Origin of the sequence: Acinetobacter sp. 826659, assembly GCF_000588515.1 — a bacterium.
GTDB lineage: Bacteria > Pseudomonadota > Gammaproteobacteria > Pseudomonadales > Moraxellaceae > Acinetobacter > Acinetobacter pittii.
In genome coordinates this window covers 639,221-654,184 of the sequence record NZ_JFYD01000001.1, presented here as the reverse complement: position 1 = coordinate 654,184, position 14,964 = coordinate 639,221, and the positions used below count along the sequence as shown (strand labels likewise).

Genomic DNA, 14,964 nt, shown 5'->3' with positions numbered 1-14,964 from the left:
AAATTTATATCTTTGATAGCGACTCCTTAGACGACTTGTAATCGTCATATTAACGGAGCAAAAAATGATTTTATCGCCTGCTGATCAAGAGAAAATAGAGACATTCTGGAATTACTGTTTAAAACATCAATACTTCAATATTGGGTATCCTGAATCTGCAGATTTTGATTATTCCGCTTTATTTCGTTTTTTCAAATTCTCTATTAATAATTGTGGTGATTGGAAAGACTATAGCAATTACGCATTGAATTCTTTTGATTTTGAAAAAGATGTGATGGCGTATTTTGCCGAAATTTTTCAAATTCCCTTTGAAGAAAGCTGGGGATATGTAACCAATGGTGGCACAGAAGGTAATATGTTTGGCTGCTATCTGGCGCGTGAGCTATTTCCAGATTCAACATTATATTACTCAAAAGATACGCATTATTCGGTGGGAAAAATTGCCAAATTATTGCAGATGAAATCTTGTGTGATCGAATCATTGAATAATGGTGAAATCGACTACGATGATTTAATCCATAAAATAAAAACCAATAAAGAAAGTCACCCCATTATTTTTGCAAATATTGGTACGACCATGACTGGCGCAATTGATGATATTGAAATGATTCAAGAGCGCTTAGCGCAAATCGGAATCATACGCCGAGATTATTATATTCATGCCGACGCTGCCTTAAGTGGCATGATTTTACCTTTTGTTGATTATCCTCAAGCGTTTTCCTTTGCTCATGGCATCGACTCGATTTGTGTGTCTGGCCATAAAATGATTGGCTCACCAATTCCGTGTGGCATTGTTGTGGCCAAGCGCCAAAATGTAGAGCTTATATCGGTAGATGTGGACTATATCTCTACACGTGATCAAACCATTAGTGGTTCTCGCAATGGCCATACTGTCTTGTTGATGTGGGCGGCAATACGTAGCCAAACCAATTTACAAAGACGGCAGAGAATTCAACATTGTCTAAAAATGGCCCAGTACGCAGTTGATCGCTTTCAAGCAGTGGGCATTCCTGCTTGGCGGAATCCAAATTCAATCACTGTGGTATTTCCGTGTCCTTCAGAGCACATCTGGAAAAAGCATTATCTGGCAACCTCGGGAAATATGGCTCATTTAATTACTACGGCACATCACCGAGATACACGTCAGATTGATAGCTTAATTGACGACGTTATTTTTGATTTACAAGGTGCCTCTAAACGTACAGTTGGTTTTTAGTCATATCAACCAAAATGATTTAGACAAATCCATATTAATTTTTACAGTCTAGAAAATGATCTAAAAATATTTTGATAGGGTGGTTAGGAAGTTTTTGATGCAATTAAAGTTTTTAAAAAAATACTTTTTATATGATTTTCTTATTCATGCTTTTTTAAAGCCGAAAATGACAATTCTTGCTGGTCAATTGAAGCGAGATTTTATTTTAAGTACCGCTTTTTCTATGAATATAAAGAGAGATAAGCATGTCTGATTTAAAGTTATCTCATCTGATGACAGACTCTTCCTTGGCACCTGCACTCAAGCCAGCATTTCCTAAATTATTTGCAGGAACACTTGCTGCCGTATTTTCTGGTTTAGCCATTTTAACAGCCCTGTGGGGCATGATTCAGTTGATTGGTTATTTATCTTCTTATTGGGTGATCTTTTCAGCGGTTTTTTGGATAGTCGGGGCGGCATTGGCAGCACTGGCTTCATGGTTAGTGCATGATGCAGAGGCTGGATTTTCGGCACGATTACGTCGTCAAATTGCTCGTCATTTAATTCGGTTACCTAACACAACCCTATCAAAACAGGGTGACCAAAGCTTAAAACGACTGGTTTCAGACGATATCGCAACTTTACATCACATGGTGGCGCATTTACCGTCGGAAATTGCGATTTTTGCTGTAATCCCTTTAGTTTCTATTGTTTTATTAATTGCTTTGGTTGGCCCGATGGCCCTTTGGGTATTATTACCTGGGGCAATTGCTTCACTCTATTATTTAATTATTGTTCCCCATGTATCAAAACGAGATGGCGCTGCACGTATGCAGGTCATGTTAGATATTATTGGTTCCGCTGATGATTATGCACGTGGCATTCGTGATAATCGAATATATGGGCAACAATCAGGCGCTTTAACAGCCTATACTCAATCAGCACAAAATTTCACTCAAAATATGGTGTCTTGGGTGAGTAAAGTCGCAACACTCGCTGCTGTTGCCACTGCATTACTACAAGCTGTTGCAACCTTTGCCATAGCCTATCTCGTGGCTTATCAATACGACAGTATGACCTTGGCTGCAACACTTTTCTTTAGCTTGGCTATCGTGACACCTTCACTACGTTTAGGGCATGGTCTTGATTATGTCGCTGCTGGGCGAGCTGCAGCTACTCGTCTATCTACATTCTTAAAAGAGCCAGTACTCTCATCGGGCAATCTACAACAGATTGAGCAAGATGTAACACTCGAAATAGTTAATGCGAGCTTTACAATTGAAAATCAAAAAGTATTGGATCGATTAAGTTATGCATTTCCAAAAAATTCAATTACTGCAATTACAGGGCCAAGTGGAGTTGGCAAAACAACCTTACTGCGAGCACTTGCTGGGTTCGCTGTATTGCAAGAAGGTGTCGTTCAATTAGCAAAAACAGATATTTTGCAATTACATGAAAAATTAAGACATGAAAAGGTTTTGTTTATTCCACAAGGTGGAGATGTATTACCGGCCACAGTAAGAGAAAACTTGTCCTTATCTGCCATTAATGCAAATGATGAACAACTTGAGCAGGCATTACTCAAGGCCCAATTAAAAGTAGATTTAAATGCAGATGCAACTTTACTTTCAGGCGGTGAAAAACAGCGCATAGGTATAGCGCGTGCTTTTTTATCCTCAGCTCCTATTATTTTATTAGACGAGCCAACGAGTGCACTCGACCAGACCAATGCGACAAAAATAATATTGGAGTTAAGTGACTTAGCTAAAAACCAGAATAAAACCATCGTCATGGTCACTCATGATCTTGCCTTAGCTGCTCATGCTGACAGCAGGTTAGTGCTTAACGGCCCAACTGACTCAGGGAAATCTTTATGAATACTCCTGCTAAATTAAATAAAGATCAGATTTTTTCGATGCTTCCTCGTGCGGCCAAACAAAAATTAATTATTGTTGGTATCGGATGGATCATTGTTGCAGCAATTGAAGCAATCGCATATACCGTATTGGCATTTGCAATAGTCAATCAATGGTCACCAAGCTGGGTTCTCATCAGTGCAATTGCAGCAATATTAGTGACAGTGGTGGTCACTCGTGCTGGCTTCCTTACTGGTGTGCGTTTAGCAGGAGACCTATTTGCTGAGTTAGGCAAATCTTTAGCTCGTGCTAAGCTCTCTTGGTTTACCAATGAACAGCGTGCTCAGATTAAAACGATTGCTGGACAGGGAATTCCTGGGTTTATGAGTATTCCTGCTCATCAATTGCAAACCTTTTTACATACGCCTTTTATGCCTTTGTTTCTAACAATAGGAATAGGCATGCTTGCTGGAGCCGGGGGAGCATTTGTCGCTTTAGGCTTACTTTTACTCTCTTTATTTGCCCAATTCCTAGCACAACGTGCACTCATGCATATTGATAAAAAGCGTAATACTGCCGATTTAGCTGCTTCACAAGCAACGCTGGAATTGGTTGATCATGTTGAGTTATTACGCACAGCAGCGGGACCAGAACGTGCGGTTCAAAGGCTGGAACATCGTTGGGAAGAGCAAGAAGAGACATTAGTACGGATCAATCGTGCTGCTGCATTTGCAAGTTTTATTGCAACCTTGGCAAGTGTTTTACCCATTGCAGGCATGGCAACATATCTGGTGATCGCTGGAGTCAATCATGCTGCTTTGGTGTTGGCATTACTCGTCTTAATTGGACGTGCAGCAGCGCCGTTAGGTGAACTTGCTACCGCAGGGTTGCATATTAATGATTTGTTTGCTGCACTGCGCAACTTTAATCAGATGACACATCCACCTGAGTTGCCTGAGCCATTACATCCTCAAATTCCTACTGGCCATCATATTTCGGTACAAGGCGTTAGCTATGCGCCAGCACTTGAAAATATGACTCTCGACATCGCATTGGGGAGCAGAGTATGGGTTACCGGACCAAGCGGTAGTGGTAAGAGCACTTTACTTGAATTGCTTACACGATTTGATGATCCACAAAGAGGAAAAATTACCCTAGGTGACATAGCTCTTGATCAAATGAAATATGAAGATTTGGTCTCGAATATTGCTTATGTCACACAAGAACCTATTTTGTTCACAGGAACACTGGCTGAAAATATCCGTTTAGGAAAATCTGATGCAACTGATGATGAAATAGAAAAGGCTGCAAGAGATGCTGCATTAGGCGTAATGATTGACCGTAGTTCAGAAGGAATTAATCAATCGGTTGGTAAACAAGGCACCGCATTGTCGGGTGGTGAACGTCAGCGGGTCGCAATTGCGCGAGCATTACTCAAAAATGCGCCGATTTTAATACTTGATGAAGCCACCTCTGCTTTGGATGAAGAGACTGAGCAGGAAATCGTTACAACGATACGTGCCCTTTCTTCTACGGTTATTTTTGTGACACATCGTGACTCAGCTATTTGGCAACCGACTCAAACTATAAATTTAGCTTCAACCTCTGTTTAAAAAAAGCGCAGAAACCTGATTTAAGCATTTTTTATAAAAGAAAAATGCTTAATATTTGGAGAATTCTTAAATGAATAAACCTCAATATAATATGTTCTGTTTACCGCCTGCGGGGAGTAGCGCAAGTATTTATCATCCATGGAAAAAGCAGATCTCTGACAATATTCGTATTATTCCTATTGAATATTCGGGCCATGGTATAAAAATAAATGAACCACTGATCGATGATCCTGATCTATTGGCTATGCAAATTGCCAATGAAATACAAGCTTATTCAGACACACCGTTTATTTTATTTGGACATAGTGTGGGAGGTGGCTTGATTTGGAAAGTACTCAATTATTTGAATGAAAAAACAATGATTGATCAGTTGAGATTAATCGTTATAAGTAGCCGACCTGAGCATCACTATATTCAACATATGCGGTACAAGCATGAGTTAACTGATGAAAAAATTATTGATGAATTAAAACGATACAATAATTTTCCTGATGAAATTTTAAATAATCAGGATGCACTCACATTCTTTCTCAAAATCATTCGTAACGACTTCTATCTTAGTGATCAATTGCTTAGCGAGAACATACACAAGACTGAGGTTCCGATCGTTGCATTTTATGGCAAACAGGACCCTGATATTCCTAACAAAAGAATGATGGATGCATGGCAACAACACACAGAAAATTGGTTAGGAAGTATTGAGTTTGAAGGGGACCATTTCTACTTTCTCAATCCCGAGACCCGAATAAAGATGCTTAAAAACATTGCTGCCATCGTTGAAACATTGACCGTGAATATTGAATAAAGTGCAGGCTATGAATAGGGAGAAGCAGGTAAATAGAGGGGCTAATTCATGTCTGGATGAAATAAATATTCAATATGAAAAGCTAACAGCTTTCGGGCTAGATATACATAAAGTCCAGCTCAGTGAAATCAAAGAAATACCTCAGCTTGATCATATCTATCAAGAGCTGAATATATTTCTTCCACCGAAGATAAAAAACTCACGCTTCATTCGACAATTAGAATTCTTGACGGGACGCTTAGCAGCAAAATATGCATTACAAAGCCTCAATTTAGAACATTCTATTGTCTATCAAGGTAGACATGGGGAACCCCTATGGCCCGAAGGAGTGCTGGGTGGGATTAGCCATGTTGGATCAAAAAAATCATGTCATGCCATCGCATATGCTAGAAATACCACGGCTAAAGAAAAAATATTTGGAATCGATATAGAGTCTCAAAAACATCATATTTTTTTTCAAAAGAAAGATGAATTTTATGATGTTTTTCTAAATAAAAATGAACAAGCAGAAATTGAAAAGCTGCAAAAAAAACAAGCATATTTATATTTGGTAATATTCTCTGCTAAAGAAAGTATCATTAAAGCAATTTATTTAAAATATAAGCAAATTATTGATTTTAAAAATATAAATTTAAAACAACTAGATGGTGAGTTTCTTTATTTTTACCTTAGTCAAGAAAGTTCAATCGAGATAAATCTAGAGATTAAAGTTCAATTTTTTTTTACAAATAACGAGATAATTACAATTTCTTGCATTGAAAACTAATTTTATTATTGATAATAATAATCATTTGCATTAATGTGTGTTTCAGTATTTTTATACTCCTATATTTAAAAAGAAGTACTACAGAATTTGCTTGAAAAAAAATCAATGTGAGAGGTGATATACAGATGATGCAGACTCAAATATCAGTAGAGCAAAATTTAGATCATATCGGTCAAAAGAAATTTTCATGTTTCTCTACGAAAAATTATTATCTCGAAGTGAACGAATTCGTTAAAACGCTAAATACACCTGCAGCAAATACCGCACTATTTAATGATGAGATTGCAAAATGTTTTGAAGAAATTAAAAAGCAAGGCCATCAAAATCCAGTTTTAATTGGTGCTATACCTTTTGATATTACAAAGAAAAGTAGCTTAAATTTTTATGCTGATCATAAAAAAATAACACAAGCATCTTCTACGATTAACTCATTAAAAAAACGTAATAACATTGAGGTAATTAATAAATCATTACTCATTCAACGCCAAAAATTTGAAGGTACAGTACAGTTAGCTTTAGATGCTTTTGAAAAAAAGAAGGTAGAAAAAGTTGTTCTTTCTCAGGCTGTTGAATATGAGTTTAACCATCATCAAGAGCCAGAAAATTTATTGGCTGCTTTATTAAAACAAAATCCAAATGCTTATAATTTTGTGATTCCAGTAGAACATAATAATTATATTCTAGGCGCAAGCCCAGAACTGCTTTTATCAAAACAAGGTCGTATTGTAACCAGTAATCCTTTGGCCGGTTCTAGGCCCAAATCACCGATTTCTGAAAAAAATTTCGTCAGCCAACAAGAATTAAATCATTCTGAGAAAGACCAACATGAACATCGAATTGTGGTTGAAAATATTATTAGAAATTTAGCCACTCATTGTGTAGAGCTTAAGGTTTCTGAATTTCCAGATATTTTAGAAACATCAACAATGCTGCATTTATCATCAGAATTCCAAGGTATGCTCAAACAACAGGCACCGAATGCATTAAACCTTGCATTAGAATTACATCCAACACCAGCGGTTTGTGGTTCACCAACTCATGTTGCTAAGCAGTTTATTTTAGATCATGAAGGTTATGACCGACATTATTACACGGGGTTAGTAGGCTGGATGGATGCCGAGGGTAATGGAGAATGGGTAGTGACGATTCGATGTGGTCTACTCAGTGAAAATAAAATGCGCTTATATGCTGGTGCGGGGATTGTGGAAGGATCAGATGCTGAAGCTGAATGGTTAGAAACAGAAGCTAAAATGCAAACCATGTTGAATATTCTAAATACAAAAATTGCTGTGTAATTAGTAAACCTAGGCTGGTTTTATTTTTATAATCAAAACAATAACTAAGTATTCTAGTGAGATATAGTAAAAATTTAATAAAAAAGCCTGCGTAAAGCAGGCTTTTTATTTAAGAGGATTATTCTAAGAATTTAACAGTTACGCCAGAACGTACTTTATTACCTAAATCATTAGCATCCCAGTTCGTTAAACGGATACAACCGTGAGAAGCTGTTTTAGAAATTAAAGACGGGTTTGGTGTTCCGTGAATACCAAAAGATTTTTTACTTAAACCAATCCAGATATTACCTACAGGTGCATTTGGACCAGGTGGTAAAGAAAGAGGTTTCAAGTTTTTACCTTGAATAAAGTTTGATGGTGAGTAGCTATACCAAGGATTACGAGCCACACCAACTACCTTGTAAGTACCGGTCGGAGAAGGCGTATCAGTACTGCCAATTGTTGCAGGAAATGACGCAATCATTTGGTTACGGCTATTGAAGAGATACAATTGTTTTGCACCTTTATGCGCAATAATCAAATGAATGTCTTCTGGTAAATCATTGCGTACGTTTGGAACAATGATTTTTTCACCCGCTTTTTTGAATGTTGCTGTTGGATTGATTGTTTTTAAGAAAGCTTCATCGATATGAAACTTTTCGCCCAACATTTCGCTAACACGAGTGTAATACAAACCTTTCATTTTAGCCTGTAAAGCATAATCAGAAGGAATTGATTGTGCATATGGGCCTTTTAAATCAGCATCAGTAATGGTGTATTCAATAAATGAAGGTTTTGTTTGCTTAGCAACTAATGCATCCCAAGTTTCTTTAGTTAGTTCACCAGTAGGTGATAAACCATTCATTTGCTGGAATGAAGAGATTGCTTTTAACGTGTTTTTGCCACTCATACCGTCAATTGCACCCGGTGATGCATGTGCATTATTTAGCATGACGTGAGCACGAGCATAAACTGGAAACTGGCCCTTACCAATATTTTCATACCATTCAGCCGAATTTAAGCTATCTAATGTCCAAGAAACTGCTGGAGCTGAAGTCTTAGCAGTTGTTGTGGTCGTTTTAGCTACGGCTACTGGTGCTGAAGCGGCAATACCTGAATCAGCATTTTGGTCTTCAGTTTTTTGCAAATTTTGTAATGTTGTTGACGCTCGATTTAAGTCACTTTGTTCTTGAGCGGTAATTTGTGTCGAAGCTTGAGCTTTTACAGTTGAAGCTGCATCTACTGCTAAAGGATCAATCGGATCTTCTACAGGAGCTGATACCTTTTTAGGGTTCAGGGGTTGCTCAGTTGTTGAAGCAGCAAAAGCAACATTAGCAATAATACAACTTAAACTCATAGCGAGTAATGAGCGAACAAACATGTAATTCAACCTTAAGAATTTTCATATAAGCAATAGGGGCATGATCTAATCTAAAATTGCATAAAATTACCAATAACTCATCTCTATGAGCCCAAGATTGGCAATTTAGTGGTTAAAAGAATATCAATAGACCCGATGTAACATGTTGCAAGTATTGCAGAAAACCTTGCTGGTTGCAGTAGACTTTTGTGTAAATATGCATTTTTTAGTAGATTGACGAGTTTTTTGTGTGAAATTGAAATTATAAAAATCTCTATGTTTTTGATATGATGCTGCCACATAAAGAATATAGAGATTGGTAATGACGACTTTGAAAAATGATCGTTTCCTACGAGCTTTGTTACGCGAACCTGTAGATACCACACCGGTATGGATGATGCGTCAAGCGGGACGTTATTTGCCTGAATATCGTGAAACACGTTCAAAAGCAGGCGATTTTCTATCTCTATGTAAAAATACAGAATTTGCTTGTGAAGTGACTTTGCAGCCTTTACGCCGTTACGACTTAGACGCAGCAATTTTATTTTCAGATATTTTAACAATTCCTGATGCATTAGGCTTAGGGCTTTATTTTGAAACGGGTGAAGGCCCTAAGTTTCAAAAAACTGTTCGTACTGAACAAGATGTCGCGAATTTACCCAAGCTAAATGCAAAGTCAGACCTTGATTATGTGATGAATGCAGTAAGCACAATTCGCTCTGCTTTAGGTGGCCAAGTTCCACTGATTGGTTTTTCTGGTAGTCCTTGGACATTAGCAACGTATATGGTTGAAGGTGGTTCAAGTAAAGAGTTCCGTTTTACCAAGCAGATGATGTACGCGCAACCAGAAGTTTTGCATGCTTTACTTGATCATTTAGCAGATTCAGTTATTGACTATTTAAATGCTCAAATTGATGTAGGTGCTCAGGCTATCCAGATCTTTGATAGTTGGGGTGGGGCATTAGCACATCGTGAATATGTCGAATTCTCTTTAAACTACATGAATAAAATCATTGCTGGTTTGCAACGTGAGAAAGATGGTCGCCGTATTCCTATTATTGTTTTCACTAAAGGTGGCGGTCAATGGTTAGAGCCAATGATTACGACTGGTGCAGATGCATTAGGTTTAGATTGGACTACTCCACTTAATACAGCTCGTAATATTGTGTCGGGACGTGTAGCGCTACAAGGTAATCTTGACCCTGCTGTTTTATATGGCTCGGCTGCTTCAATTGAAAAAGCTGTAAAAGCAATGTTAGACGATGCTTATGCAAACGGTGAAAAAACAGGTTACGTTGCTAACTTAGGCCACGGTATTACCCAGTGGGTAGACCCTGCGCAACCAAAAATCTTTGTAGATACAGTACATGAGTATAGTGCTAAATATCTAGGATAGTTTTTTGTGCGCCATCTCGCTTTACCAATTCATTTTATCGGCAAGGCTGTTTCGGCAGCCTTGTTTGGTATTCTACTTTTAATTGCTTTTGCTTTAACAGCACCGATGGGAAGCCACGAATATATGGGTTTTTATCGTTATGATTATTTACTCATCTATGCAGTGCTGATTCAGATCTGTCTTTTATATTTAAAACTTGAATCATGGGCAGAAGCCAAAGTTATTGCTTTATTTCATGTCATGGCGATGGTCATGGAAATATTTTTAACGCACCCTGCGATCGCATCATGGCAATATCCTCAGCCTGCTATATTTAAAATTTTAACTGTGCCTTTATTTGCAGGCTTTATGTATTCGGCTGTAGGTAGTTTTTTTGCGCGATCACTCCGATTATTTCAGGTTTCTTTCGAAAAACTTCCAAGTTTTGGAACGATGCTTTTACTCGCATTTTTCTCATATATAAACTTTATGAGTAAATTTTTTGTACCTGATATTCGCTATATTTTATTTGCAATCAGTATTTTTATTTTTTGGAAGACCAAACTTTATTTTCAGCTAAATGAATATAAATTTAAAATCCCGATGTTACCTGTATTGTTGACCCTCGCTTTTCTAATCTGGATTGCTGAAAATATTAGTACTTTTTATAAAATCTGGCTCTATCCAAGTCAGGTAGATGCTTGGCATATGGTGGGTTGGGGTAAACTGGGGTCATGGTATTTATTATTACTCTTAAGTTTAGTACTGGTACTTAAAATATTGGGTCATCGAGATAATCAAGGTAACTGGAATTTAAGATAAATTTTTCTTTTGCATTTTTTATCATATTGTTTATTTTTTAATTGCTAATTCACAACCATCTCGCTATCTTTAATAGCGTGTAATAAAAATTACACATAACAATACAACACATAAGAAACGATCAATAATGATTTTGGAGATTTACATCTATGTTAAAAAAAATAGCTTTAGCTGCGTTATTAGCGGCTGGGTCAAGTGTTGCAATGGCTGACAACGACGTAGGTTGTGGTGTGGGTACACAAGTATGGGCTGGCAAAAAAGGAGTAGCGCCTAAAATTCTTGCTGCAACAACAAACGGTATTTTTACTAACCAATTATTAGGGATCACTTTCGGTACTTTAGGCTGCCGTCAAGGCGGAACAGTAACTGCTCAAGTGGTTACATTCACAAATGAAAATGCTGAAGCTTTAGCGCGTGATATGGCAGTAGGCCAAGGTGAAAGCCTGAACGTACTTGCTGAGTTAATGCAAATTAAACCTCAAGACAAAGATCGTTTCTTTAAAGTTTCAAAAGCAAACTTTGGTGAAATCTATTCTGCAAATAACCAAAATACGCTTCAAGTTTTAGCATCATTACAAACTGTAATGGCTAAAGACGACGTTTTAAAAGCCTACGTATAAGTTTGAAACTGAAAACCCTGTCCTATGGCAGGGTTTTTCTTATATTTAATGATAAAAATTGATGAGCTTAATGAAGTCAGTTGTTTTAGTTTTTGCCTCTTTGGCAGTGAATATTGCGTATTCAGCAGATATAAATCCATCTATTCAAAAATATTGGTCAATTGCAGAACAACAAAATCTAGATCAAGACATTACATGGCAAAGGCTCATGTATGCCAATAAAAATCAGAAAAGTGAGGTCACTTATTCTGGCTATTTCCTATCAGAAAATGGAAAAAATAACTTAAAAGAAGAACTGAAAGCGGATATCTCAGCATTATTTATGCCTGCTCAAGATAACCAGTCGATTCGCTGTAAGTTCCCGGCACGTAGTCAATGGCTCATGCAAAAAGTCGGCATTCAAGAAAGTGAATTGCCTCAAGTAAAGTGTACCGAATTTGAAAATTGGATTGGGCAGATTAAGCCTCATAAAGCGACCTTAATTTATGCGACCGATTTTATGGGCAATCCTAGCTCAATGTTTGGTCATACGTTATTGCGTTTGGACCCAAAAGATCAACAGCAGTTAAACCTTGTCTCTTACGCCGTAAACTATGCAGCAACTGTGGCAGGCAACGACAACTGGTCATATGCATGGAAAGGTTTAACGGGGCAGTATCCAGGCGAATATTCATTGATGCCTTATTATCGTAAGGTAAAAGAGTATGGTGATTTTGAAAGCCGCGATTTGTGGGAATATGAGTTAAATCTATCATCTGAAGAAACTGGGTTTTTAGTAAGCCATATTTGGGAAATGCAACATGTGAGTTTCCCTTATTACTTTGTGAGTGATAACTGTGCCTATCGATTGTTGGGGTTAGTGGATTTAGTAAAACCTGAGTCTAACTTGCAAGAGAAATTCACCTATGCATCTATTCCAATGGAAACCATTAAATCGATGCAGCAGCAGGGACTCACCAAAGCTCCTGTATATCGACCTGCTTTAGAAACCCAATTATTGTCCCAAGCTCATCAGCATGGTGCCTCACTGGCGAAGGTGGCTCATCAAATTGCGATGCTGCCTATACAGCAGTCTTCTCAGATTTTAAAATCATTTACTGAGCAGGATCAGGCTAAAATCCTCGAGATGGCTTACGATGATTTATATCTACAGTTTATTGGTCGTAAAGTTGACGAAAGCATTGCTCAGCCGCAGTTACGTCAGCTTTTAGCACTCAGAAGTCAGATTGATTTAGATAAGCAACGTCAAGAACCAAAAAGACCAACAAAAGAGCCGACTCAAGGCCATAACGCACGTAATCTTTCAGTGAAAGCTGGTGAGGTGCAAGGTGATAAGTTTATCGAACTTGGTCATCGGCAAGCCTATCATGACTTAATAGATCCTCAAGGAGGCTATCGTGCAGGGACCCAATTACTATTTTTAAATGGTAATGCACAGTGGCGAGATGACCATTTAAAACTAGAACGTCTTGATCTGTTAGAAGTGAACTCTTATAACCCAATTCAACCATTTAAAACACCGCTGAGTTGGGGTTTTAATTTAGGTTGGCGTCAAGAAGCCATTCATGATGGAAGCTTTAGTGAAGACAAACAACACGGCGTAGCAAGCTTTAATGCTCAGGTCGGTTACAGTCTTGCAGACTATGGGCGAAAGCATATTTGCTATGGACAAGTACAAACCTATGTACAAACAGGTTCAAATCTAGATAAAGGGTGGCGCGTAGGTATGGGGCCAACTTTAGGTTGTATAAATCAATGGTTTGAGCGTTTCAACTCTGTGGTGCAAATTGAATTGCCATATTGGGAAGATCAAAACCAATGGAATTTGAGAGTAAATACTCAGTGGCAATATGTGATTAATCGCAATAATGCTGTTCGATTGAATTGGGACTATGAACAACAAAACCATCAAGACTGGATGAAATCAAGTCTAGGATATGTTTGGTTCTTTTAAAGAATAAATGTATAAAAAAGAGAAATGAGTTTATTCATTTCTCTTTTTTGTTTTTAGATAAGACGATTATTTCTTTATTGTATTTAATACTGCATACGCTGCCTTAATGCGTTCTTCATTTGGAATACGTTTATTGGTTAACATGACTAAACCAATATTTTCTTTTGGAATAAACACCACATAAGTTCCAAAGCCATTTGTTGAGCCAGTTTTGTGGAACATCTTAACTGAAGGTTCTTTGGAAATGGCAGTCACTTTATTAGGCTTCATCACGATTTGCTCTGAATTACTGTCTAATAAAGTTTGTAAAGGCGCTGGATAAGAAAATTCTTCCCAACCCAATGCTTGATACATCGTACCGACTTGATAGAAACCTTGATGTGTTTCATTAATTGCACGTTGAATATCTTTCGGATATTTCTGTGGGTTGAGGTTGGCATTAATAAAAGTCAGCATATCTGGTAGTGTCGATTTAACGCCGTACGCAGGGGCATCTAGCGGACCAGGGTTAACTCGGATCGGCTGATTTTCTTGGTTATAGCCATATGCATAATTTTGCATTTGAGTTTTAGGTACATTTACATAGCTATTTTTTAAATGGAGAGGTGGAAAAATTGTTTTTTCTAAGACTTGGTCAAAAGGTTTATTCATAGACAAAGCCACAATTTTTCCAAATAAGCCAATACTTGGATTTGAATATTGTCTGTATTCACCGATTGCGTTTTTAGTTTTCCAATCTTTGAAAAAAGTTAAAACTTGTTGGTCTGTTTGAACTTCATCTGGAAATTGCAAAGCAAGGTTGCCACTTGTATACGTCGCAAGTTGAAGTAGATTAACTTGGTCAATCGGTGTGTTTTTTAGTTCTTTCCAATATTTTCCGGGTGTGTCATCAAAAGAGATTTTTCCTTTTGCTTTTGCATATCCACCAGCTGTAGCGGTAAATAATTTACTGACCGAACCTAGTTCAAAAAAGGTACTGCTATTTACGGCTTTTTTATCCTGAACGGATTGTAGGCCATAATATATTTCATATTTTTTATTATTTTGAATGACTCCCACGGCCATACCAGGCACATCATATTTATCTAATAAAGGCTTAAAATTTTGATCTACCAGTTTTTTAACTTCTTGTTCTTTTGGTGTATTGCCCGCATAAATTGAGGTACTAAAAATAAAAAGAGGCGGTAAAAGTAAGCAAGAAATTTTTTTAAATCGCATGATGAACTCATAAATTATTTAAAAAGAAAGATGCGTACTTTTATAACAAAAATCACTTAATTTAATTGTTATGTTTTATAGATTAAGTGCTCTAACTAGATATAAA

Annotated in this window: 12 protein-coding genes; 10 read left to right on the top strand and 2 right to left on the bottom strand. The window is 37.3% G+C overall.

The features are described from left to right. Nucleotides 1–64: 64 nt before the first annotated feature. The 6 genes from basG (at nucleotide 65) to basJ (ending at nucleotide 7,530) form a co-directional block, all read left to right on the top strand. Nucleotides 65–1,216 carry an acinetobactin biosynthesis histidine decarboxylase BasG gene (gene basG / locus J663_RS03100; RefSeq protein WP_033847713.1) on the top strand — a complete coding sequence of 384 codons (1,152 nt, stop codon included), beginning with the start codon at nucleotides 65–67 and terminating at the stop codon, nucleotides 1,214–1,216. Between the two features lie 245 nt (nucleotides 1,217–1,461). Beyond that, nucleotides 1,462–3,072, top strand: coding sequence for an acinetobactin export ABC transporter permease/ATP-binding subunit BarA (gene barA, locus J663_RS03090; protein ID WP_033847711.1), 1,611 nt, complete (start codon nucleotides 1,462–1,464; stop codon nucleotides 3,070–3,072). Beyond that, nucleotides 3,069–4,664: an acinetobactin export ABC transporter permease/ATP-binding subunit BarB gene (gene barB, locus J663_RS03085; RefSeq protein ID WP_033847710.1), complete on the top strand. Its 1,596-nt coding sequence runs from the start codon at nucleotides 3,069–3,071 to the stop codon at nucleotides 4,662–4,664. The genes barA and barB overlap by 4 nt, the downstream gene beginning before the upstream one ends. A 70-nt stretch (nucleotides 4,665–4,734) precedes the next feature. Further along, nucleotides 4,735–5,469: an acinetobactin biosynthesis thioesterase BasH gene (gene basH, locus J663_RS03080; RefSeq protein WP_033847709.1), complete on the top strand. Its 735-nt coding sequence runs from the start codon at nucleotides 4,735–4,737 to the stop codon at nucleotides 5,467–5,469. 10 nt (nucleotides 5,470–5,479) lie between these two features. Continuing rightward, entirely contained in the window at nucleotides 5,480–6,235 is a 756-nt protein-coding gene (locus J663_RS03075) for a 4'-phosphopantetheinyl transferase family protein (protein ID WP_033847707.1), read from the top strand. A gap of 125 nt (nucleotides 6,236–6,360) precedes the next feature. Then, nucleotides 6,361–7,530 carry an acinetobactin biosynthesis isochorismate synthase BasJ gene (gene basJ / locus J663_RS03070; RefSeq protein ID WP_032005243.1) on the top strand — a complete coding sequence of 390 codons (1,170 nt, stop codon included), beginning with the start codon at nucleotides 6,361–6,363 and terminating at the stop codon, nucleotides 7,528–7,530. Between the two features lie 118 nt (nucleotides 7,531–7,648). Here the strand turns inward: basJ and J663_RS03065 are convergent, their stop codons facing one another. Beyond that, nucleotides 7,649–8,890 (bottom strand): L,D-transpeptidase family protein, encoded by a 1,242-nt coding sequence (locus J663_RS03065; RefSeq protein ID WP_017398631.1) that lies wholly within the window; start codon nucleotides 8,888–8,890, stop codon nucleotides 7,649–7,651. 301 nt (nucleotides 8,891–9,191) lie between these two features. On the opposite strand from J663_RS03065, the gene hemE reads away from it, so the two are divergent. The 4 genes from hemE (at nucleotide 9,192) to J663_RS03045 (ending at nucleotide 13,640) form a co-directional block, all read left to right on the top strand. After that, nucleotides 9,192–10,265 carry a uroporphyrinogen decarboxylase gene (hemE, locus tag J663_RS03060; RefSeq protein WP_033847704.1) on the top strand — a complete coding sequence of 358 codons (1,074 nt, stop codon included), beginning with the start codon at nucleotides 9,192–9,194 and terminating at the stop codon, nucleotides 10,263–10,265. Nucleotides 10,266–10,271: 6 nt separating this feature from the next. Then, nucleotides 10,272–11,066: a DUF817 family protein gene (locus tag J663_RS03055; RefSeq protein ID WP_033847703.1), complete on the top strand. Its 795-nt coding sequence runs from the start codon at nucleotides 10,272–10,274 to the stop codon at nucleotides 11,064–11,066. A 149-nt stretch (nucleotides 11,067–11,215) separates the two neighbouring features. After that, on the top strand, nucleotides 11,216–11,686 hold the full coding sequence (locus tag J663_RS03050; RefSeq protein WP_005039106.1) for a DUF3015 family protein: 471 nt from the start codon (nucleotides 11,216–11,218) through the stop codon (nucleotides 11,684–11,686). A 61-nt stretch (nucleotides 11,687–11,747) separates the two neighbouring features. Next, nucleotides 11,748–13,640, top strand: coding sequence for a DUF4105 domain-containing protein (locus tag J663_RS03045; protein ID WP_081404568.1), 1,893 nt, complete (start codon nucleotides 11,748–11,750; stop codon nucleotides 13,638–13,640). A 66-nt stretch (nucleotides 13,641–13,706) separates the two neighbouring features. Here the strand turns inward: J663_RS03045 and blaADC are convergent, their stop codons facing one another. Next, nucleotides 13,707–14,858 carry an ADC family extended-spectrum class C beta-lactamase gene (gene blaADC / locus J663_RS03040; RefSeq protein WP_033847702.1) on the bottom strand — a complete coding sequence of 384 codons (1,152 nt, stop codon included), beginning with the start codon at nucleotides 14,856–14,858 and terminating at the stop codon, nucleotides 13,707–13,709. Nucleotides 14,859–14,964: the final 106 nt, after the last annotated feature.

What these genes read in the sequence shown, in the direction of transcription:
- basG (WP_033847713.1), top strand. Translation starts at nt 65, where the DNA reads ATGATTTTATCGCCTGCTGATCAAGAGAAAATAGAGACATTCTGGAAT.
- barA (WP_033847711.1), top strand. Translation starts at nt 1,462, where the DNA reads ATGTCTGATTTAAAGTTATCTCATCTGATGACAGACTCTTCCTTGGCA.
- barB (WP_033847710.1), top strand. Translation starts at nt 3,069, where the DNA reads ATGAATACTCCTGCTAAATTAAATAAAGATCAGATTTTTTCGATGCTT.
- basH (WP_033847709.1), top strand. Translation starts at nt 4,735, where the DNA reads ATGAATAAACCTCAATATAATATGTTCTGTTTACCGCCTGCGGGGAGT.
- J663_RS03075 (WP_033847707.1), top strand. Translation starts at nt 5,480, where the DNA reads ATGAATAGGGAGAAGCAGGTAAATAGAGGGGCTAATTCATGTCTGGAT.
- basJ (WP_032005243.1), top strand. Translation starts at nt 6,361, where the DNA reads ATGATGCAGACTCAAATATCAGTAGAGCAAAATTTAGATCATATCGGT.
- J663_RS03065 (WP_017398631.1), bottom strand. Translation starts at nt 8,890, where the DNA reads ATGTTTGTTCGCTCATTACTCGCTATGAGTTTAAGTTGTATTATTGCT.
- hemE (WP_033847704.1), top strand. Translation starts at nt 9,192, where the DNA reads ATGACGACTTTGAAAAATGATCGTTTCCTACGAGCTTTGTTACGCGAA.
- J663_RS03050 (WP_005039106.1), top strand. Translation starts at nt 11,216, where the DNA reads ATGTTAAAAAAAATAGCTTTAGCTGCGTTATTAGCGGCTGGGTCAAGT.
- J663_RS03045 (WP_081404568.1), top strand. Translation starts at nt 11,748, where the DNA reads ATGAGCTTAATGAAGTCAGTTGTTTTAGTTTTTGCCTCTTTGGCAGTG.
- blaADC (WP_033847702.1), bottom strand. Translation starts at nt 14,858, where the DNA reads ATGCGATTTAAAAAAATTTCTTGCTTACTTTTACCGCCTCTTTTTATT.